Consider the following 19,837-nt stretch of genomic DNA (forward strand, 5'->3'; position numbering starts at 1 on the left):
TGCCCTCCAGAGAGTTTCAGCAAGCACACTCTGACACGGCGCGGCTCGCTATCCACTCCTCATGGAATCTGAATGTTTTCATAACCGTGTGCGACAATGGCACCATGGCCGCCGCCGCGCGCGTGCTGGGTGTCAGCCAGCCTGCCGTATCACAGGTGATTGCCGATCTTGAAAAACGTGTGGGCGACCGGCTGTTCGACCGGCGGGTGCGACCGATTGCGCTGACCGCGGCAGGGACCGTGCTGCGCCAGTATGCGCTGGCGCTTGTGGCGGACATGCGCCAGATCGCGGCCCGCCTGCAGGAAATGCGTTCGGGCCGCGTGCAGCTGCTGCGCATCGGTGTGGTGGACTCCCTCTCGCGTGCCGTGATGGGCGACGTCTCGCGCTTCATGCGCGGGCGTGTGGACCGGCTGGTGGTCCATGCCGGGCTGACGGAATCCCATGCCGCGGCGCTGCTGACGCACCAGATCGACCTTATCCTCAGTGTGGATGACCTGGAGGATATCCCCGGCCTGGAGCGCTGGCCGCTGTTTGAGGAACCTTATCTGCTCGTATGCCCCACGGGGCTTGCGCCGCCCGATACGGTGGGGGAACTGGCCCGTTTTCTGCAGGCGCACCCGTTCGTACGGTTTTCCCTGCGTTCGCGCACGGGTAGCGAGATCGAGCGCTACCTGCGCCGCCTGCGTCTTGAACCGCCCTTCGGTCAGGAATTCGACAGGCCGGAAGGGGTGCTGGCGGCCTGCACGCCTGGCGGTGTGGCGATTACCACGCCGCTGTGCCTGTATGAAGCAGGGTATGATCCTTCCTGCGGCCTGACCTGCCACGGCCTGCCCGGTGATGCCCTGCGCCGTAGGCTGACGCTTGTGGCGCGGCGGCGGGAGTTTGGCCGGCTGTCCCTGGATCTTGCCCGCACCCTCCGGGCCGTGTTCAGGGAGCGCATCATGGGTGAACTGGCGGCGTGTTTTCCTGATTTCGCCAGTCAGATGAATGTCCTGTCCTGATGGACATTTGTGCCGGCAGGCTGCCGGGCATCCCCGCCGCCGGAATGCCTTGTGTGGCAGGCAGGTCCATGTACACTCGCCACGCCTGTTTCAGGCAACGTGTATTTCACGAATGGACCGGACGCGAACATGCGCAGTACAAAGCTTGTAAATATTGTTACCGCCCATGCGGCGGGTGAGGTCGGTGATGTTATCATAGGCGGGGTCGCCCCCCCGCCAGGCGAGACGATATGGGAGCAGTCCCGTTTCATCGCGCGTGATGAAACGCTACGTAATTTTGTGCTGAACGAACCGCGCGGGGGCGTGTTCCGGCATGTCAACCTGCTGGTACCACCGCGTGACCCGCGTGCGCAGATGGGCTGGATCATCATGGAACCGGCGGACACCCCGCCCATGTCGGGTTCCAATTCCATCTGTGTCTCCACCGTACTGCTGGAAACCGGCATCATACCGATGCATGAACCGCAGACACACCTGACACTGGAGGCACCGGGCGGGGTCATTGACGTGACCGCCACCTGCCATGGCGGCAGGGCGGAACGCATCAGCGTGCGTAATGTCCCGTCATTTGCCGCCCGGCTCGATGCCAGCCTGGAGGTGCCCGGTCTTGGCACCCTGAAGGTGGACACCGCCTATGGCGGGGACAGTTTCGTGATCGTGGATGCACAGGCGCTGGGGCTTGACCTGGAACCCGCATCGGCCCGTAGCCTTGCGGAACTGGGCATGCGGATAACAGCCGCGGCCAACCGGCAGCTTGGCTTCCATCATCCCACCAATCCGGACTGGGCCCATATTTCGTTCTGCCTGTTCACGACCCCGGTCACGCGGCATGACGGTGCCTTTACCGCGCCGCATGTCGTGGCGATCCGGCCGGGCAAGATCGATCGTTCACCCACCGGCACCGCCTGTTCGGCGCGTATGGCGGTACTGCATGCCCGGGGGGAAATGGCGGTGGGTGAGCGCTACGTCGCGCGCTCGATCATCGGTTCGGAGTTTGTGTGCCATATCGACGCAACGGCGCGGATAGGGGACATTGATGGCATTGTCCCGGTCATTTCCGGCAGTGCATGGATTACCGGTACGCAGCAGCTGATGCTCGACCCGACGGATCCCTACCCTGCGGGGTACCGGCTGAGCGATACCTGGCCGGTCATGGATCCGGAAATGTAACCGGTGTCGCGGTTACGGAGCGTTTTGCCTGGCCCTGTACCGTGAAATCCACCAGTCCACATATGACCGCACCGATTCCCGTCCATGCGATCAGGCCGGGCATCGGTGCGCCCATGAACACAAGATCACCCAGCAGCGCAAAGAACATTTCACTGGCCTGTGTTGCGTCGACGGCGGCAATGCGCAGCGGGTCGGATGACAGGTTGCGTGCATAGATGAACAGCGTCATGCCGCCGCAGCCTGATACAAGCGCTACAAGCGCCGTATCGAGGAACTGCGTATGGGTTGGCGCGGGCGGCGCGCATACTGCCACAACCGCGGCAAAGACCGGCATCGCGCCAAGGGACAGCAGCAGCACCCCCACCGCCGGATCGGCCAGCAGTTCGCTCCCCTTTATCCGCCCGCCATAGCGTGCCTGGGTCAGCAGCTGGTTGCCCAGCGGGTAGGCAAAGGCCCCCAGCAGCACGGGCAGGACACCCGCCATGAGCTGCCACGCGCTGGTACCACTTTCCATGCGCGTGACATTGACCACCACCACGCCCGCCGCGATGACCACCAGGGACAGGACCCCGCGCAGCGGCACCCGCGCACCGAAGGCCAGCATGACGATGGGTGTTGCCAGGATGGTGATCTGCCACGTGGCCGACAGCACCCAGGCAGGTGTATGGCCAGCCGCGTAGCAGAAGCAGGAATACGTTATGCCATAGCCGGTGCCGCCCGCCATGAACCATAAACCCAGATGCCTGCGGTACAGGTCAAGGACACGGACAACGAACGCCCGTCCCCGCCGGACCAGCAGCCACGCCAGCAGCAGGATGACCGTATCCACGTAGCGTAGTGCGGCACTCCATGCCCAGTGCCCGCCCTCCAGGCTCATCAGCCGGTTGAAGATAAAGGTGCTGGAGAACATTCCCCCCGCCGCAATGCCAAGAAGCATGGCACGGACAAGGGACGGTGGCTGGGACGGGGAAGAAAGGGAGGCGGCTGTCATGACACGGGCATGGCTTTCGGGGTCGGGGCGGCCCTGCCGGGGCCACGGGGGGAAGAATGCTATCAGCGCGCCCCCGGCTGGTCATTACGGTATCCGCGCAGGCCACCCATGCATTTGTAACGCTACCGTAACGCGGTGCACGCAGCCTGCATGCGCGCGCAGCACGCCGAGAGGACCTGCGTGCTCACGCCATAGGCGATGCGCACGTAGCCCGGTGTGCGGAAGGCCGAACCCGGAACCACGGCCACGCGGGCGGCTTCCAGCAGATAGGTGGCAAAATCCACATCCGTGTGCAGGACCCGGCCCGATGGTGTCGTGCGGTTCAGGCACCCCCGGATATCGGCAAAGACATAGAACGCGCCTTCAGGCAGGGTCGCGTCAAGGCCCGGGGTCTGGCGTATCATGGCCATGACCATGTCACGACGCTTGCGCAGGATGGGCATCCACGTGTCCAGAAAATCCGTTCCGCCTTCCAGTGCGACACGGGCGGCGTCCTGGCTTATGGAACTGGGGTTGGATGTACTCTGGGACTGAAGGGTATCAAGGGCTGCGATCAGCCATGCCGGGCCGCCTGCGTAGCCCAGGCGCCAGCCGGTCATGGAAAAGCTCTTGGATACGCCGTTTATGGTCAGGATACGCGATGCGAGATCCGGACGCAGCGCGGCGGGTGTGGCAAAGGCGGCATCATAGACAATGGCTTCATATATATCATCCGCCATGATCAGGATGTCATCATGCGCGGCAAGGACATCACATAGCGCACCCAGTTCCGCCGCGCTGTAAACCGCACCGGTGGGATTGTTGGGGGAATTGAGGATGATCCAGCGCGTGCGCGGCGTAATGGCGCGGGCCAGATCATGCGCGCTGAGCTTCCAGCCGTTTTCCGGCAGGCAGGGGACCAGTACCGGCACGCCACCGGCCAGACGGATCATGTCCGGATACGACACCCAGCACGGGGTCGGTACGATCACTTCGTCGCCCGCGTCCAGCGTGGCCAGGAAGGCATTGAAGATGATCTGCTTGGCGCCACATGCGGCAATGACCTCGCTGGCGGCGTAGTCCAGCCCGTTCTGCCGGCGGAAATGCGCGCGGATCGCATCCTTGAGCCCGGTCGTGCCCGCAACGGCCGTGTATTTGGTCAGCCCGGCGCGGATGGCGTTGATGCCGGCCTCGGCAATCGGGGCGGGGGTGTCAAAATCCAGTTCGCCCTCACCAAGGTTGTCGACCGTGATTCCGTCGGCGGCAAGCGCGCGCACGGTGTCCGAAATGGCGGCGGTGGGCGATGCGCCAACCGTACCCATGCGTGGGGCCAGCCTGCTGGAGCGTGACATGGCGTGAATATTCCTTCTGTGGGGACACACCACGGATCGTGGGGCGTGGTGTGTCCATATTGTACAGAACATCACATAAAGATCAATCTTGCGCAGCACCTCCGTGTCCGGCCTGCGCCATGGCCCTTGCCGCCTCATAGGCGCGGTCCAGATGCTCCGCCATCATGGCCGCGGCATCCTGCCTGCGGCCGGTTGACAGGGCCTCCATGATCCGCAGGTGCTCACGGCACCAGTCGCGCACGCGGCGGCGATTGACGTAGCCGCCGAATTCCAGCAGGCGGCGCAGGCGGTTATGCTGCTGTATTGTCTGTATGATGAAGGTATTGTGCGTGAAGCCCGCAATCATTTCGTGGAACTGGGCATCCGTCTCGAAAATCTGTACCGCGCCCACCTGTGTAATATCGGGATGGGATTCCAGGTAGATATGCTGCAGGCGGCACTGCTCCAGCAGGGTCGGGTCAATCCGGAAGTGTGCGCCCAGAATGCTGTCGGGTTCGAACATGCGGCGGAATTCATAGCTGTTCTGCAGCGCGACACGGGTATCCAGCGTCGGCAGGAAACTCCATCCCCGGCCCTGGTTGCGTCTGAGCAGCCCGTCATCGACCAGTCGTTGCAGCGTGCGCTGCAGCAGGGCGCGATCCACATCATAACGCCTGCTGATGCTGCTCTGGGTAAAGGATTCCGGCAGGTCACCATTCAGCCGGTCCTGTACGATCCGGGAATACAGGTTCTGCTCGGGCGTGGAGGGAATGGATATATCCAGATTCTGGAGTGTACTGCCATCGGCGACCAGAAAATAGCCCTGATTGGGGCGGGCTTCGATAATGCCGCGTTCAGCCAGCAGCGCCAGCGCCGTACGGATGGGCGAGCGTGAGAGGCACAGCAGGTCCGCCAGATGCTGTTCACGCAGGTGATGCCCCGGCCCGAAGCGGCCTTCGCGTATGATATCAAGGATCTGGCTGGCTAGAAGGTAGCGTTTTTGGGTCGGGCGGCGGACCATGTATGTCCTGACAGGATCGTGCTGAAAGCATCACGTTATACAAAATCAGCCACGCCTGTCGATCCATTGCACAGGAATCGGGGGGTGGAATGTTTCGCACTTGACATAAGCGGCGGAACCACTTTGTATAATTAGGCCATAACAGGACAATATTGCCGCTGGCCCTTCCAGCGGCGGTGTCCGGGCATGACAGGGGCCGCATGATCCGCAACCTCATCCTTGCCGTACTGTTTCTGCCGTTCGTGCATGCGGGCGCGGCCCGTGCCGCGCCCGGTGCCGTGCTGGCCACCCCCGGCGCGCTGACATCGGCAACGGCGGCAACGTTCACGCCTTTCGAATTCGTGCGTGACGGGCAGGTAACGGGATTCGATATCGACCTGGCCGGGGCGATCGCACGCCACCTTAAGCTGCAGCCGGTTACGGTGAACATGCAGTTTGACGGCCTGATCCCGGCATTGCAGGGCGGGCGGGTCGATTTCATCAATTCGGCCATGTACATCAGTCCGCAGCGCAGGCAGGCGGTCGATTTCGTGCCCTATCTCCAGGTTGCGAACGTGGTGATGGTATCCGCCGCGCGGCAGGGGGGCATAACCGGCAACGACCTGAGCCTGTGCGGGCGGCAGGTGGCCGTGACCCTTGGCGGGATCGAGGAAGACAACGCCCGTGACGCATCCGCCCGCTGCGTGGCGGCAGGCCACCCGGCGCTGGAGGTCTTCAGCTTTCCCACCGCGCAGGACACGGCCATGAACCTGCGCGCGGGGCGGGTGGATGCCGCCTTTGATTCCGTCTATGGCGCCGTGACCCTGATGCATGAGATGCCAGGCGTCTACACGGTCATGGGGCGGCCGTTCGGAACGGATGCATGGATCGGCTTTGCCGTGCGCAAGGGTGATGTCGCCATGCGCACCATGCTGGCGGATGCGCTGCATGCGGTGCAGGCCGATGGTACCTTTGCCGCGCTGCTGGAGCGGTGGAACCTGCCGCCGGCGGAAAACGTGCATACCGATGCGCAGGCGCCTGCCGTGCGGGGCGGCCTGCTGCGCGGGCTGTCGATATGCTGGGGGTATTTTGCATCGTGGCTGTTCTTCAGGGCCGCGATGATGACCCTGCTGGTCACGGTCATATCGCTTGCGGCGGGATGTGTGATCGGGCTGGTCGCGGCCCTTGCCCAGTCATCGCGGTTCCGGGCGGTACGGGCGCTGCTGGCGGTGTATCTGTGGCTGTTCCGTGGCACGCCGGTGCTGCTGCAGATCGTGTTCGTGTATAACGTGCTGCCGGGATTTGGCCTGCGGCTGTCCGCGCTCATGTCGGCGGTGCTGGCGCTTTCGCTGAATGAAGGTGCATACATGGCTGAAATCATCCGTGCGGGCCTGCGCGCCATCAGGCCCGGGCAGCGTGTCGCGGCGCTGGCTCTTGGCATGACACCTTTTGGCGTGGTGCGGCATATCGTGGCGCCACAGGCATTTCGTGTCATTGTGCCCATGCTGGGCAATCAGGGCATCGGCATGCTCAAGACAAGCGCGCTGGTCTCCGTCATTGCTGTCGAGGACCTGCTGCTGGTTGCCAACCAGGCAGCTTCGGCAAGCTTTCATTATCTTGAGGCACTCAGTGCCGCAGGCCTGTACTACCTTGCGCTGACAACCCTGTTCATGGCCGGGCAGGCCGTGCTGGAGCGCAGGCTGGACCCGGCGCAGCGCCTGGCGGGCGGCACGCTGTTTGCGCGCCTGTCACGCATGATGGGGAGCATGACCGATGCACGCTGAACCCGCCCCGGACGGACCGGGTATGGCATCACCCACCCCGATCCTTGACCTTGAGGGTGTGTGCCGCAAGGTGGGCGATACCGTACTGCTTGATGAATGTGCGTTCAGCCTGCCGGCGGGGCAGACCGCCGTTCTGGTCGGGCCGTCGGGGGCGGGCAAGTCCACGCTGCTGCGCTGCATCAACCTGCTGGCGCCCGCGGACAGGGGGCGTATCGTCTTTGACGGGCGCGATATCATGGCGCCGGGCGTGGATGCGCCCGGTGTCCGCCGGGATATCGGCATGGTGTTCCAGAACTTTGAACTGTTTGACCACATGACCGTGCTGGAAAACATCATGCTGGCCCCCATGCATGTGCGTGGCATGTCGCGTGCACGGGCCCGTGACCTGGCCATGTCGCTGCTGGAAAAGGTGCACCTGCCCCACCGCGCGGATGCGCTGCCATCGGGGCTGTCGGGTGGCCAGCAGCAGCGTGCCGCGATTGCCCGTGCCCTGGCAATGCAGCCACGCCTGATGCTGTATGACGAACCGACATCCGCCCTTGATCCCGAAATGACGGGAGAGGTGCTGACAGTCATGTCCGACCTGGCCGCCGAGGGCATGGCCAGTGTCGTTGTTACCCATGAAATGGGCTTTGCCCGCCGCGTTGCCGACCGGATCGTCTTCATGCAGGCCGGGCAGGTCGTGGAGGAGGCGGCCAGCGCCGATTTCTTTGCCGGAAACTGCAGTGCACGCGCGCAGCGTTTTCTGGAACGCGTGATGGACTGATCACGTGCAATCGTTTTTTCCCCTTCCCCGTACATCATGACCGAACCAGACGGATACAGACATATGACGCAGACCCCGGACCTTGAGCGGATGAAACATGACCTGGCGGCGCTGATTGCGATGCCCAGCGAGAACCCGCCCGGCCACGAAGCGCAGGTGGCGGATTATGTCGCAGCCCGGCTGGAGCCACTGGGGTTTGTCATCACCCGTGATGAATATGCGCCCGGCCGGGTCAATATCGAAGCGCGGCTTGATAATGGTGCCGGTCCGGTGTTTGCCCTGAACACCCACATGGACGTGGTACCCGCCGGCACCGGATGGACCCATGACCCCTTTGTCATGACGGAGGTGGACGGACGGCTGTACGGCCGTGGATCGGGTGACTGCAAGGGGTCGCTGGTCTGCATGATGGAGGCGGGGCGCATGCTGGCGGCCGAACGCGACAGATGGCGGGGTACGCTGCTTCTGGTCTTTGTCGCGGATGAGGAAGTGGCCAGCGAAGGTGCGCGGCGATACGTGAAAACCGCGCCGCATATCGACTTCGTCATCGTGGGCGAACCCACGGCCAATACCACCTATGCCGCGCACAAGGGCAGCCTGAGGCCGCTGGTGCGGGTACATGGCACGCCGGCCCATTCCGGCACGCCGGACCTGGGGGACAATGCCATCTATCGGGCGGCGGCACTCGTGAACATGGTCGCGGCCGAACATGCGCAGGTGGTGCGGCATATCGAACATCCCCTGGTCGGCGCGGCAAGCCTTACGATCACACGCGTAAGCGGGGGGCATGCGGATAATGTGGTACCGCAGGCCTGTGACCTGCTGCTTGACCGGCGCATGGTCCCGGGCGAGGACGAGGACGCGGTCAGGGCCGGGATCACGGACCTGCTGGCGCGTGCCAATGCGCAGGAAGGGGTGCGGGCGGAAATACTTGAATTCCGTCCCACGACGGGCGGCGCGGTCGAAACGCCCGCCGGACACGCCATTGTAAGGAAAAGCCTGGAAGTCTGCCGGGCCAATGGTGTGGCGGACCCGGGGCCGTTCGGCTTTCAGGGCGCGTGCGATCTGGTCCATTTCTGCAATGCCGGTGCCGCGGGCGTGGTGATCGGCCCGGGCGTGCTGGAAGTCGCGCACAAGGCGGATGAATACGTGCCCGAGGCCGACCTGCCTGTTGCGGCAGCCATCTATCGCGACATGATCATCGCCATGATGGGCGCGTGATCCCATCATGCGGATAAGCCTTCACCGCGCGATGCTGACCTATGCCGACCCGGCGGCATCGGTCCATACCGCGTCCTCCGGGCCGGTTGCGGGGCTGGATACACTTTACCTGTGCATTGCGCCGGAACATGCGCACCCGGCGGTGGGTGAGGTCAGGATAAACTGCGCCTATCTCAATGGCCATGCGCCGGGGGACATCATCCGCGCGGCGGTCGCGATGCTGCCCGGCATCGACTGGGCGGCCGGTCCGGACGCGCTGATCGCGCAGGGGGCGGGGGCAGGACAGATCGCCCCGGTGCGCATGCTGCTTGATACGGCCCTGCATGACTGGGCGGCGCGGGAGCGGAACCTGCCGGTCGCGGCAATGCTGGAACCCGGCATGCCGGGTAACGCCGCCCGGGCGGGGACGGGCGTGCTTGCGCATGCCACGAACCAGACCCTGTTCCTGTCACCGATGCCGGTGTTCATGGCGCGGGCGGAAGCGTATGTGGCGCGCGGTTTTACCGATCTCAAGGTCAGGCTGGGTGTGGATGCGCATGATGATATGGCCCGTATCGTCGCGTTACGCACCCGCTTTGGCGGGCGCATCCGTATTGCCGCCGATGCCAATGGCGCATGGGATGAGAATACGGCCCGCCGGATGCTCGACCGGCTTGCGGCATATGACCTGTCCTATGTCGAGCAGCCCGTCATGCCGGGGGACTGGGCCATGCTGGCGCGGATTGCGCGGGAAAGTCCCATCGCGCTGATGCTGGACGAGAGCATGGCCTCTCCTGCCGATGTGGGGCGGATCATTGGCCTGCCACGTAATGTGATGGCACATCTCAAGTTGCTGAAATTCGGTGGTGTCGCACCGGTCATGGCGGCAGCGCGGCAGTTGGCGGCTGCAGGCGTGGGGGTCATGACGGGACAGATGAACGAAGGCGGCATTGCCACGGCCGCCATGCTGCATGTGGCGGTGGCGACAGCGCCCGTCCATGCCGAACTGTATGGCGCGGATGGCCTGTCCAATGATGCGGCAACCGGCCTGGCATATGGCGCGGGCATGGTGCGCGTGCCGGCCGGGCCCGGCTGGGGTGTGTCTTTCAATCCTGCGGAAACAACGCTTGTAACGGAGTACAGGGTAGCATGAATGCAATCGAAGGTGTGGTGCAGGGGCAGGAAGCAACCTTTCCACGCGCCGAATATGACGGGCGCATCGCGCGCACCCGCGCGGAAATGGAACGGGCCGGCCTGGATGTGATGGTCGTGACCGGACCGGAAAACATCTATTACCTGACCGGCCAGCAGACACCGGGATATTACACGTTCCAGTGCCTGCTCCTGCCGGTGGATGGTGATCCGGTCTTCATCATCCGCCAGCTGGAATATTTCAATTTCATTGCCAATACCTATCAGTCCGATGCCCGGATCTATCAGGACGGGCAGAGCCCGCTCAGGCTGCTGGGGGAAGTGATACGCGAGCGGGGCTACGCCACGCGGCGGATTGGCGTGGACAAGAATGGCTGGTTCCTCTCGCCCACGGCGTATGAGGCGCTGTGCACGCAGCTGGGCACGGTGCATGACGCTGCGGGCATCGTCGAACGGCAGCGTGCCGTCAAATCTCCGCATGAGGTTGAAAAGATCGCGCGTGCGGCAACCTACGTGAATGCGGGCATGCGCGCCGGGCTGGCCAGCGTGCGTGCTGGCGCGAGCGAGAACGACATGGTCTCCGCCATGATGGGGTCGGCCATTGCCGCCGGGTCCGAATATGTGGGCATGGAGCCGCTTGTCTCCTCCGGTCCGCGCAGCGGGGTGCCGCATGGAACATGGCGGCGGCGGGTGATGGCCGCGGGCGACCCGGCCTTTCTGGAGATGGCGGGCTGTCATGACCGTTATCACGCGGCACTGATGCGTTCGGCATGGATTGGTCGCCCCCCGGCCGAAGCGGTGGACATGATGAAGGTCTGCCAGGACGCGCTGGCCGCCTCGCTGGATGCGATCCGGCCCGGAGTGGCCTGTCAGGAACCGCACCGTGTCTGCCAGCGCATCATCGATGCCGCCGGATATACCGACAGTTTCCGCAAGCGTCTGGGCTACAGCATCGGCATCGCCTTTGCACCCGACTGGGGCGAGGGTGCGATACTGAGCCTGAATGAAGGCGAAACCACGGAACTGCGCCCCGGCATGACCTTTCACCTGCCCCCGGCACTGCGCCTGTACGGGCGTTTTACCGTGGGTGTCAGCGAAAGCATTGTCGTGACCGAAACCGGATGCCGCGTACTGGGTGATGTCAGCCGTGATCTTGTGGTGGTGGAATAGGGGCCACGACTTCCGCTGCATGATTATTCCGAAAAAAGCATGAGAAGAACATAAGACCATGAAGAACATTGACGAAAGTCGTGAACGCCTGCGGGGCATATTCAACATCACGGTAACGCCCTTTGGCCCCGATGGCGCCATTGACCTGCCCGGTATCACGCGCAGCATCGAGCGCGTGCTGGGGCTGGGTTATGACGGTGTGCTGATCGGGGGCACGTATGGCGAGTTCCCGGTCATGTCACCGGATGAACGCGCGGGTCTTTTCCGCCATGTCATGGATGTGGTCGGCGGGCGCGCGCCGGTCATGCTGTGCAGCGCGGATTCCGACCCGCGCGTGACACGGGACCTGAGCATCCTGGCCGGGGAACTGGGTGGCGTACCCATGGTCATGGCGCCTTATGTGTCGGAAATCACCGATGCGCAGATCCTTGCATTCTTCCGTGAGATCGCACCCCTGTCGCGCACGGGCACGATCATCTACAACGCGCCCGGCATTGGCATCACGCTTTCCCCCGCGCTGATCGAACAGCTGGCGGAAGTGGACGGGATCGTGGCGCTCAAGCAGGGAGACCTGTCGGTGGGAGCGATTGACCGGATCGCCAATACGCTTTCCGGCCGGATCAGGCTGTTCTGCGCCTCGGACCTGGCATTCCATGGGCCCATGATGAACGGGTTCGACGGCATCAGCACAACCAATTCCTGCGCGCTGCCCGAACTGGTCCTGGCCAGCTTCCGGGCCCTGCAGCGCGGGGATGCGCATCTGTCACGTGACCTGCACAGGCTGTGGTACGGCTATCGTGCGCTGGCGCGCGGCATGGGCCAGCCGCAGATGGTCAAGGCCGCCATGGCGCTGCGTGGGTTTGATGGCGGTTCGGTCAGGCGCCCCCTGCAAGATCTGGATGCGGCACAGAAGGCCGCCGTGGCCGATGTGATGCGCGCGCTGGCAGCCGACCCGCGTGCCGGCTTTACCCTGGGCTGAAGCCGGACGGGGCGGACGGATATGACGTTGATCATGGTGCGGCATGACACGGGCCGCCCCGGCCTGTATGGCGCGGCGGCGGGCGTGGTGGCGCGCGCGCTGGACGGGCAGGTCATGCACGGCCCGGTGCATGTGGATGAGACACGGGACCCCGATGGGTGCCAGCATGTCGGCCTTGCCCCCGAACGTCTGCCCAGCGGCCTGCTGCATGCCGAACGTCTGACCGGCCGGACCATGGGGCCGGTGGCTGATGTGGACCGGATCATGGCGGTGGCGGCGGTGGAAAACGTGGTCGTGCCATATGATGGGCTGCTGGATGACGGTTCCGGCTTTGCCAGTGACCTGCTGCGGCGGGGTGCATGTGCCGGCATGCGCCTGATTGACGCAGGGCTGGAGGATGACGCGCTCGTCTGCCGGGATGAGCGGAATGGAACGGTTGTAGCACGGGCATGGCAGGATGGTTTCGGCCGGTTCCACCCGGAGCCTGCACATCACGCCGGCCGTGACATGGCGCGTCATGACCCGGTCAGGATCGCGCTCATCGGCACGGCCGGTACGCATCACACGGTCTATCCCGGTGCCCTGGCGGCGCTGGGCGATGCGGCGGAGGCACTGGGGGTGGACGTGGACGTCACGTTTATCGACCCGGCGGCATCGGATGATGATCCATGCTACCCGGCACTGGTGGCATCTGATGGCGTGCTGCTGCCTGGCGGGGCGGCGGCTCCGTCCGTGCGGGGACAGATCCGCGCGGCGGGCGTTGCGCTGGCGCATGGTGTGCCTGTCATGGGGCTGTGCCTGGGCATGCAGACCATGACAACCGCCTTTGCCCGCCTGCGCGCGGCCATGCCGGATGTGGCAATGGCCGAAGTGGCGGAGGGGAAGGGAACATCACTCAGTTTCCGGGCGCATGACCATTACCGGCTGGGCATCAATGCGCTCCATCCCGTGCCCGACACGGAACTGGGGGCGATGCTGGCGGATGGGGCATGTGTCATACGGAGCAACCACCGCTACGTACTCAATACGGACCTGCTGCCCCCCCTGTGTGCCGCCGGGCTGCGCGTGGCGGCATGGAATGACGACGGCACGGTGGTCGAAGGGATCGAGCTGCCCGGCCATCCCTTTTACATGGGCATGCAGGGCCACCCCGAACTGACATCGGCGGCGGGCAGGCCCCACCCGCTGTGTACCGCCTTTGTGCAGGCGGCCAGGGTGCGGCATGACAGGCGGGGCCGGATGGATAACAGAAAAGGAAAACAGTAGTATGGATATGGGTATTGCAGGGCGTCTTGCCCTGGTCATGGGGTCCAGTCAGGGGCTTGGCCTTGCCAGCGCGCAGGCACTGGCGCGTGAGGGCGCGCGGGTTATCCTGACGGGACGGGATGCGGCACGGCTGGAAGCCGCATGCGCCACCATCCGTGCCACGGGTGGCACGGTGGAAGCCCGGGTGGTCGATTTTGCCGACGCGGCACAGGTTGCGACCCTGCTGGAAGGGCTGGCGGATACGGCAATAGACATTCTGGTCACCAATGGCGGTGGTCCGCCCCCCGGCCCGATTGCCGACGTGGCGCCCGAGGTCTGGCAGGCACAGTTTGACCGGATGGTGACCGTGCCGCTGCGTATAGTGCAGGCCGTGCTGCCGGGCATGCGCGCGCGGGGATGGGGGCGGATTGTCAATATCGTGTCGTCCGGCGTGGTCCAGCCCATTCCCAACCTGGGCATTTCCAATACGCTGCGCATGGGGCTGATCGGGTGGGCCAAGACGCTGGCAACGGAGGTCGCGGCGGATGGCGTGACCGTCAACTCCGTCGTGCCGGGGCGTATCCACACCACGCGTGTGGATCAGCTTGACGCCGCGGCGGCCGGACGGACCGGTAAAACGGTGGAAGAAGTGGCCGCGGCATCGCGCGCGACCATTCCCATGCGGCGATATGGCCATCCGGATGAATTTGCCGCTGCCGTCTGTTTCCTTTCCAGCGCGGTGGCGTCATACATGACGGGCAGCATGATGCGTGTTGACGGCGGCATGATCCGGAGCTGCTGAAAACACTCAGGACAGGGCAGCCCGATACCGGGCCGTTTTTTACACGGCGTCCGGCACGCCCCTGCAGGCGGACAGGAGTTCCCTGATCAGGATTTTCTGTGCCGCCGACTGGCGGTCCGAACGGCGCACGGCAATGCCAAAGCGCGAGATCTGGCGCCATCTGCTCTGCCCCACACAGCGCAGTTCGTCATCACGCCGCCAGATGCGCGCATAATGTTCAGGCAGGAAGCCGATATAGCGCCCCGACAGGATCAGGATGGCCTGGGCTTCCATGTTCGATGCGGCGGCGGTGGCCTGCGCGCCGGGAAAATCAGTCAGATCCTGGCTGGAGGCATACCGGCGCACCACGAAAGGGTGGGCCGCCACATCCGCACAGGACAGGCCGGGATCATCCGCCCGGTGATAGAGCGGGTGGGCGCGGCTGCAGAAAAGCGCGTGATATTCCATGATCACCGGAATGAACACGATGCCGTCATTCTCCATGAAGGCAGGCATGACCGCGATATCGAGATTGCCGTTCGAGAGTTCCGTGATCAGGTCCTCCGGTGTCGAGACCCGCACACCCAGCGAGACCTTGGGCGCGATCAGGCCAAAGCGGTGCAGCGCCACGGGAACCGGCAGGTCGGGATTGGTGATGGTGTTGTCCACCACCCCCAGCCGGATCATGCCCCGGATGTCATGCCCGAGATGCTGGACGGCGCTGTTGAACGCACCCAGGGCGGAAAACAGCGGCCGGCTTTCCTCATAGACCAGTCGGCCCTGTTCGGTCAGGGCAAAGCCCTGCCGCCCCCGGTGGCACAGGACCGCGCCCAGCCGTTCCTCCAGTGACCTGAGATGCTGGCTGATGGCCGGCTGGCTCAGCCCCAGGGCAACCTGTGCCCCCAGGAAGCCCTGATGGTCCACCACCGCGCGAAAGACCTGAAGGGCGCGGATATCCGCCGGGGCAATCTGCATGGATGGACCTTCTTACATAAGCAGGACCAATATGAAGATCAAAACTTCACTATGTGCAAGGCCGGGGCACTTATCGTATCGGTATTGAAACAGGATATGGCGCCACCAGCACCATCTGGCACCGATCACGACACGGAGATGTATCTTGGCCAGCAACAGTTATGAATCCGGGCGGCTTGACCTGCCTTTCGTTGGCATTTCAACCTTTGGCAAATTTCCCCTTGCGCTGGATTGGGACAACATCGAAGCCGATGTCGCCATCCTTGGTGCGCCCTTCGACATGGGCACGCAGTTCCGCGCGGGTACGCGCTTCGGGCCGCGTGGCGTGCGGGCCGCGTCCACGCTGTTTTCCTTCGGGCATGCAGGCGCCTATGACCATGAAGATGACGTCACCTATCTTGAACAGGCCCGGATCGTGGATGTGGGGGATGCCGACATCGTGCACACCGACACCCCGACCAGCCACGCCAATATTGAAAAGGGCGTGCGCGCCATCCTGAAGGCGGGGGCCATTCCGGTCGTCATCGGTGGTGACCATTCCATCAATATTCCCTGTGTCAACGCATTTTCCGATTTCGGGCCGATCTACATCATCCAGATCGACGCCCATCTCGATTTTGTGGATGAACGGCATGGCGTGCGCAATGGCCATGGCAATCCGATGTGCCGCGCGTCGGAACATGCGCATGTCAAGGGCATCTCACAGTTTGGTATTCGTAATGTGTCCTCCACCGCGCGGGAAGGGTACGACGCGGCGCGCGCGGCCGGGTGCGACATTCTGTCGGTGCGTGATGTCCGCCGCCTGGGGCTTGAAGCCGTCCTGGCCCGGATACCGGAGGGAGTGCCCTACTACCTCACCATCGATATCGACGGTTTCGATCCGTCCATCGCGCCGGGAACGGGCACGCCCAGCCATGGGGGCTTCCTGTATTACGAGATACTGGAACTGCTGGCCGGTGTCGCGGCGAAAGGCCCCATTGTCGGGATTGATCTGGTGGAGGTCGCGCCACCCTACGACCCGACGGAAATCACTTCCATCCTCGCGGCACAGCTCCTGCTTAACCTGATTGGCCGCATCCTGCATGTGCGCGCGACAAAGGCCCTGCCATCAGGCGGGTAAAGCACTGCATGACGCCGGAATGCGCTAGGGCATTCCGGTGCATCCGCCACGGTATGCAGTACCGCTTCCGCAAGCCGCAAGGTCAGTGAGAACCCATGGAACGTCGTCTGCTACCGCTGGTGCTCGGGTGTTTTCTGGGCACATTCCTGGAATGGTATGACTATGCGCTGTACAGCTACCTGGCGGCATCCATTTCAACTGCATTCTTCCCCAGGGGCGATGCTTCGGTCGCGCTTGTGGAAACATTCGCGGTTTTTTCCCTGTCTTTCCTGGTGCGCCCGTTGGGCGGGGTATTCTGGGGGTTCATCGGGGACCGCTTCGGCCGCAGGATCTCGCTTTCGGCCTCCATCCTGCTGATTTCAGGCGCGACGGCCTGTATCGGGCTTATCCCCGGCTATCAGGCAATCGGGATTTATGCGCCCTGCCTGCTTCTGTTCTTCCGGCTTTTGCAGGGCCTGTCCGCTGCGGGAGAATTCGCGGGCGCGGCCATCATCCTGGCCGAGACGGTGCCCGCCCGGCTGCGGGGCATACTGACGGCGGTCGTACCAGCGGGGGAAGCCATGGGGCTGCTGGCCGGGGCATGCCTGATCTCCGGGTTTTCCACCCTGTCGCATGGTGGTCCGTTACGGGAGTGGATGTGGCGCGCGCCATTCCTGCTGTCGGTGCCGATCGGTCTTGTGGCGTTCTTTCTGCGCCGGCGTGTGCTTGATACCGCGCCCGACACCACGTTCCGCCATGATGTCACGCCCATCAGGCATCTGCTTGGCCAGCATCGTGGTGCGTTGCTGACGGGTTTCCTGGCTGCGGTTCTTGATGCGGTGGGTTTCTATTTCGTACTGACGTTCCTGCCCACGTTCCTGCTTGCATCCGGCCTGATCACGGGCGACAGCGCCGCAAAGTGGGAAATCCTGCCCCTGGTATTTTTTGTGCCCGCCGTGATGGGGGCCGGTTTTCTGGCGGACAGGCTGGGCGCGCGAAAGGTTCTGGCCCTGTCGGCGCTGTGTTTCATCCTGTTCTATCTGCCCCTGTTGTGGCTGATGCCGCACCTGCCCGCAGGCGGTATTCTGGCATGCGAACTGCTGCTTGCGATGTTCATGGCGCTGGCGGATGGCGCGCTGCCCTTCTTCCTGACGGAACTGTTCCCGGCCGGTGTTCGCTATTCCGGCTTTGCCGTGGCGTTCAACCTGGCCAATACGGTCTTTGGCGGCACGACGCCGCTGGTCATGACGCTGTTCATGCGGCTGAAACATGCCTATTATCTGTCCGCGGGCTGGATTATCGGCGCGGCTGGCCTGACGCTTCTGGCTGTCTGCCTGAAAAGGGGAAAAAACCCGCCATCCGTGTCCGGGTCCTTTCCGCCTGTCGACTGATATTCCTTATCCCGCTGCGCGGCTGGCTGGCCGCAACAGGCGCGACAACTGGCTGGTGGCCAGCATCGTCAGCACATTCAGCCCCAGGGCAAGACTGCCGATATTGATGTCGCGTACCCATGCGGGCAGGGCGGGGAACAACGTGGCCATGGTGGCATGTGTCAGTACGGTTGCCATGACCAGCCCCACGCCCACGCATATGCCTGTCGCAGCCCCACCCGTCGTGACGATGCGCCGCGATGGCAGGCAGGCGACCAATGCCGGAAAAAGCTGGGTGACGAAATTGTAGCCCATGATCAGCAGATTCACGATGCTCAGCGAATCATCCAGCGCAAACCAGACGGCGACCAGTGTTATGACCGGCACCATGGTGCGGGCCGTACGCCCCACGGATACGGGATCATGACGGGCGAAAATCGTGCCGAATATGTTGTTTGCCACCAGTGTTGCCGTGGCGATCAGCATCATGGAACCGGGTACGATGGCCGTAAGCAGGCCAGCAGCACCGATCAGCCCCACGAACCAGGATGGAAAGGTCTGGATCGACAGCCGGAGCAGCGCCATGTCCGTCTGGCCGCCACGCAGGCCCGGTACCTGGTCAATGGCGGCAAAGCCCACCACCATGGCCAGGATCATGACCAGTGTATAAAGCGGCATCATGACCGCATTGATCCGGAAGCTGCGTGCCGCGTGGGCCGAAAGGGCGGAGCCGAACGTGTGGGGCCACATATAGATGCCCAGCGCGGAAATGAGGATGGTCGAGCAGAACCACGAAGGGCTGGACCCGGTGGCGGACAGGGTAAGCAGTTCCGGCCGTTCGCGTGCAATCTGCGCGAACATGGGCCCCATGCCCCCATAATAGTGCCATGGCATGTACAGGCCCAGGAACACCACGACCGCCAGCACCATCACATCCTTGACCGTTGCCGTCCATGCGGAACCATGCATGCCCGACACGACCACGTATATGCACATCACACCGGCCCCGATCCATACCGAAAGGGTGGGGGAAAGCAGGCCGTATGACGTGGCCTGGACAATGATGCCCAGCCCCCTGAGCTGCAGCACGAGATAGGGGATCATGGCCACCAGCCCGACCCCTGCCACCAGAAGTGCAAGTGGTCTGCTGCCATAGCGCACCCGGAAGAAATCGGCCTGCGTCAGCAGTCCCTGCGCGCGTGCGATGCGCCATATGGGGGGCAGCAGCCAGTAGGACAGCATGAAGCCAAGGGCTGTATAGGCCACCATGTACAACGCCGCGACCCCGTGCGCATAGGCGTAGCCGCCGCCGCCCAGAAACGTAAAGGTGGTAAACACTTCCCCCGCCATCAGCACGAAAACGAACAGGGGGCCAAAGCTGCGTCCGCCCACGCTCCACTGTTCGATGTCCATGCTGATACCCCGCCGGGCCAGCAGTCCCAGCACAAGTGCGGCCACAACGGTGATGACAATGATGGGCAGGGCCGCGTTCATGGCGCGGCATCTCCGCCGGTATCCCGATTGGCCGGGTCAAGCAGGTAGATGAGCCCGGCCGAGACCGAACACATGATGACGGACAGGATGATCCAGAACATGAAAAACGGCATGCCCAGCACGACCGGTTCATAACGGTTGGCCAACACGCCGCCGCCCATGATCATCAGCATGGGAAGGGGGGCCAGAAGCATGCGGGCCACACGGTTCAGGGTGGTTTTTCTGTCACGTCCGGGGATCATGTCTGCCAATGCCGGGTTCCATGCCTGTGGGTGAACGGGGCGTGTTTTTACGGCATCGTTACGAAAAAAAACAGGCATGTAAAGGCATTGGTTCATGGCGGCATGATG

At 63.6% G+C, this 19,837-nt stretch carries 18 protein-coding genes; 12 read left to right on the forward strand and 6 right to left on the reverse strand.

The genetic code is table 11. The features are described 5' to 3' along the window. The first annotated feature begins 68 nt into the window (after window positions 1-68). Window positions 69-1,001 (forward strand): LysR family transcriptional regulator, encoded by a 933-nt coding sequence (locus LDL32_RS01045; RefSeq protein ID WP_255673839.1) that lies wholly within the window; start codon window positions 69-71, stop codon window positions 999-1,001. A gap of 129 nt (window positions 1,002-1,130) precedes the next feature. Continuing rightward, on the forward strand, window positions 1,131-2,171 hold the full coding sequence (locus LDL32_RS01050; protein ID WP_233063934.1) for a trans-3-hydroxy-L-proline dehydratase: 1,041 nt from the start codon (window positions 1,131-1,133) through the stop codon (window positions 2,169-2,171). Here LDL32_RS01050 and LDL32_RS01055 read toward each other — a convergent pair. The 3 genes from LDL32_RS01055 to LDL32_RS01065 all read right to left on the reverse strand — a co-directional run bounded on the left by LDL32_RS01055 (window position 2,152) and on the right by LDL32_RS01065 (window position 5,493). Beyond that, window positions 2,152-3,162: a multidrug resistance efflux transporter family protein gene (locus LDL32_RS01055; RefSeq protein ID WP_233063936.1), complete on the reverse strand. Its 1,011-nt coding sequence runs from the start codon at window positions 3,160-3,162 to the stop codon at window positions 2,152-2,154. The two genes, LDL32_RS01050 and LDL32_RS01055, sit on opposite strands and share 20 nt — an antisense overlap. A gap of 122 nt (window positions 3,163-3,284) precedes the next feature. Further along, window positions 3,285-4,493, reverse strand: coding sequence for a pyridoxal phosphate-dependent aminotransferase (locus tag LDL32_RS01060; protein ID WP_233063938.1), 1,209 nt, complete (start codon window positions 4,491-4,493; stop codon window positions 3,285-3,287). A gap of 82 nt (window positions 4,494-4,575) precedes the next feature. After that, window positions 4,576-5,493 carry a GntR family transcriptional regulator gene (locus LDL32_RS01065; protein WP_233063939.1) on the reverse strand — a complete coding sequence of 306 codons (918 nt, stop codon included), beginning with the start codon at window positions 5,491-5,493 and terminating at the stop codon, window positions 4,576-4,578. 200 nt (window positions 5,494-5,693) lie between these two features. On the opposite strand from LDL32_RS01065, the gene LDL32_RS01070 reads away from it, so the two are divergent. From LDL32_RS01070 to LDL32_RS01105, 8 genes are all read left to right on the forward strand, one after another. After that, window positions 5,694-7,256, forward strand: coding sequence for an ABC transporter permease subunit (locus tag LDL32_RS01070; protein ID WP_233063942.1), 1,563 nt, complete (start codon window positions 5,694-5,696; stop codon window positions 7,254-7,256). 40 nt (window positions 7,257-7,296) lie between these two features. Continuing rightward, window positions 7,297-8,022, forward strand: coding sequence for an amino acid ABC transporter ATP-binding protein (locus tag LDL32_RS01075; protein ID WP_370636730.1), 726 nt, complete (start codon window positions 7,297-7,299; stop codon window positions 8,020-8,022). A 63-nt stretch (window positions 8,023-8,085) separates the two neighbouring features. Next, window positions 8,086-9,243 carry a M20 family metallopeptidase gene (locus LDL32_RS01080; protein ID WP_233063949.1) on the forward strand — a complete coding sequence of 386 codons (1,158 nt, stop codon included), beginning with the start codon at window positions 8,086-8,088 and terminating at the stop codon, window positions 9,241-9,243. Between the two features lie 7 nt (window positions 9,244-9,250). Beyond that, a complete protein-coding gene (locus tag LDL32_RS01085) occupies window positions 9,251-10,375 on the forward strand; it encodes a mandelate racemase/muconate lactonizing enzyme family protein (RefSeq protein WP_233063953.1) in 1,125 nt (374 codons plus the stop codon). Then, window positions 10,372-11,544 carry a Xaa-Pro peptidase family protein gene (locus tag LDL32_RS01090; RefSeq protein ID WP_233063954.1) on the forward strand — a complete coding sequence of 391 codons (1,173 nt, stop codon included), beginning with the start codon at window positions 10,372-10,374 and terminating at the stop codon, window positions 11,542-11,544. Before LDL32_RS01085 ends, LDL32_RS01090 begins: the two co-directional genes overlap by 4 nt. Window positions 11,545-11,602: 58 nt before the next feature. Then, window positions 11,603-12,523, forward strand: coding sequence for a dihydrodipicolinate synthase family protein (locus LDL32_RS01095; protein ID WP_233063957.1), 921 nt, complete (start codon window positions 11,603-11,605; stop codon window positions 12,521-12,523). Window positions 12,524-12,544: 21 nt separating this feature from the next. Then, window positions 12,545-13,789, forward strand: coding sequence for a glutamine amidotransferase-related protein (locus LDL32_RS01100; RefSeq protein WP_233063959.1), 1,245 nt, complete (start codon window positions 12,545-12,547; stop codon window positions 13,787-13,789). Window position 13,790: 1 nt separating this feature from the next. After that, the gene (locus tag LDL32_RS01105; RefSeq protein WP_233063960.1) at window positions 13,791-14,570 is read left to right on the forward strand and encodes an SDR family oxidoreductase; all 780 of its coding nucleotides are present in this window, start codon (window positions 13,791-13,793) and stop codon (window positions 14,568-14,570) included. A gap of 39 nt (window positions 14,571-14,609) precedes the next feature. On the opposite strand, the gene LDL32_RS01110 is transcribed toward LDL32_RS01105, so the two are convergent. Further along, entirely contained in the window at window positions 14,610-15,524 is a 915-nt protein-coding gene (locus LDL32_RS01110; protein WP_233063961.1) for a LysR family transcriptional regulator, read from the reverse strand. 145 nt (window positions 15,525-15,669) lie between these two features. Here LDL32_RS01110 and speB point away from each other — a divergent pair, with 145 nt between their 5' ends. Next, window positions 15,670-16,644 (forward strand): agmatinase, encoded by a 975-nt coding sequence (speB, locus tag LDL32_RS01115; protein ID WP_233063965.1) that lies wholly within the window; start codon window positions 15,670-15,672, stop codon window positions 16,642-16,644. Window positions 16,645-16,739: 95 nt separating this feature from the next. Beyond that, the gene (locus LDL32_RS01120; protein ID WP_233063966.1) at window positions 16,740-18,014 is read left to right on the forward strand and encodes an MFS transporter; all 1,275 of its coding nucleotides are present in this window, start codon (window positions 16,740-16,742) and stop codon (window positions 18,012-18,014) included. Between the two features lie 6 nt (window positions 18,015-18,020). Here the strand turns inward: LDL32_RS01120 and LDL32_RS01125 are convergent, their stop codons facing one another. Both LDL32_RS01125 and LDL32_RS01130 read right to left on the reverse strand, forming a co-directional pair. Continuing rightward, entirely contained in the window at window positions 18,021-19,487 is a 1,467-nt protein-coding gene (locus tag LDL32_RS01125; protein ID WP_233063968.1) for a sodium:solute symporter, read from the reverse strand. Then, complete coding sequence (locus LDL32_RS01130) at window positions 19,484-19,729, reverse strand: DUF3311 domain-containing protein (RefSeq protein WP_233068630.1); 246 nt, start codon at window positions 19,727-19,729, stop codon at window positions 19,484-19,486. The genes LDL32_RS01125 and LDL32_RS01130 overlap by 4 nt, the downstream gene beginning before the upstream one ends. Window positions 19,730-19,837 lie beyond the last annotated feature (108 nt).

The sequence above is a fragment of the Komagataeibacter sp. FNDCF1 genome (assembly GCF_021295335.1).
Taxonomy (GTDB): Bacteria; Pseudomonadota; Alphaproteobacteria; order Acetobacterales; family Acetobacteraceae; genus Komagataeibacter.

Excerpts from the sequence above, each read along its gene's own strand:
- LDL32_RS01050 (WP_233063934.1), top strand. The coding sequence starts at position 1,131 with ATGCGCAGTACAAAGCTTGTAAATATTGTTACCGCCCATGCGGCGGGT.
- LDL32_RS01055 (WP_233063936.1), bottom strand. The coding sequence starts at position 3,162 with ATGACAGCCGCCTCCCTTTCTTCCCCGTCCCAGCCACCGTCCCTTGTC.
- LDL32_RS01060 (WP_233063938.1), bottom strand. The coding sequence starts at position 4,493 with ATGTCACGCTCCAGCAGGCTGGCCCCACGCATGGGTACGGTTGGCGCA.
- LDL32_RS01065 (WP_233063939.1), bottom strand. The coding sequence starts at position 5,493 with ATGGTCCGCCGCCCGACCCAAAAACGCTACCTTCTAGCCAGCCAGATC.
- LDL32_RS01070 (WP_233063942.1), top strand. The coding sequence starts at position 5,694 with ATGATCCGCAACCTCATCCTTGCCGTACTGTTTCTGCCGTTCGTGCAT.
- LDL32_RS01080 (WP_233063949.1), top strand. The coding sequence starts at position 8,086 with ATGACGCAGACCCCGGACCTTGAGCGGATGAAACATGACCTGGCGGCG.
- LDL32_RS01085 (WP_233063953.1), top strand. The coding sequence starts at position 9,251 with ATGCGGATAAGCCTTCACCGCGCGATGCTGACCTATGCCGACCCGGCG.
- LDL32_RS01090 (WP_233063954.1), top strand. The coding sequence starts at position 10,372 with ATGAATGCAATCGAAGGTGTGGTGCAGGGGCAGGAAGCAACCTTTCCA.
- LDL32_RS01095 (WP_233063957.1), top strand. The coding sequence starts at position 11,603 with ATGAAGAACATTGACGAAAGTCGTGAACGCCTGCGGGGCATATTCAAC.
- LDL32_RS01100 (WP_233063959.1), top strand. The coding sequence starts at position 12,545 with ATGACGTTGATCATGGTGCGGCATGACACGGGCCGCCCCGGCCTGTAT.
- LDL32_RS01105 (WP_233063960.1), top strand. The coding sequence starts at position 13,791 with ATGGATATGGGTATTGCAGGGCGTCTTGCCCTGGTCATGGGGTCCAGT.
- LDL32_RS01110 (WP_233063961.1), bottom strand. The coding sequence starts at position 15,524 with ATGCAGATTGCCCCGGCGGATATCCGCGCCCTTCAGGTCTTTCGCGCG.
- LDL32_RS01120 (WP_233063966.1), top strand. The coding sequence starts at position 16,740 with ATGGAACGTCGTCTGCTACCGCTGGTGCTCGGGTGTTTTCTGGGCACA.
- LDL32_RS01125 (WP_233063968.1), bottom strand. The coding sequence starts at position 19,487 with ATGAACGCGGCCCTGCCCATCATTGTCATCACCGTTGTGGCCGCACTT.
- LDL32_RS01130 (WP_233068630.1), bottom strand. The coding sequence starts at position 19,729 with ATGATCCCCGGACGTGACAGAAAAACCACCCTGAACCGTGTGGCCCGC.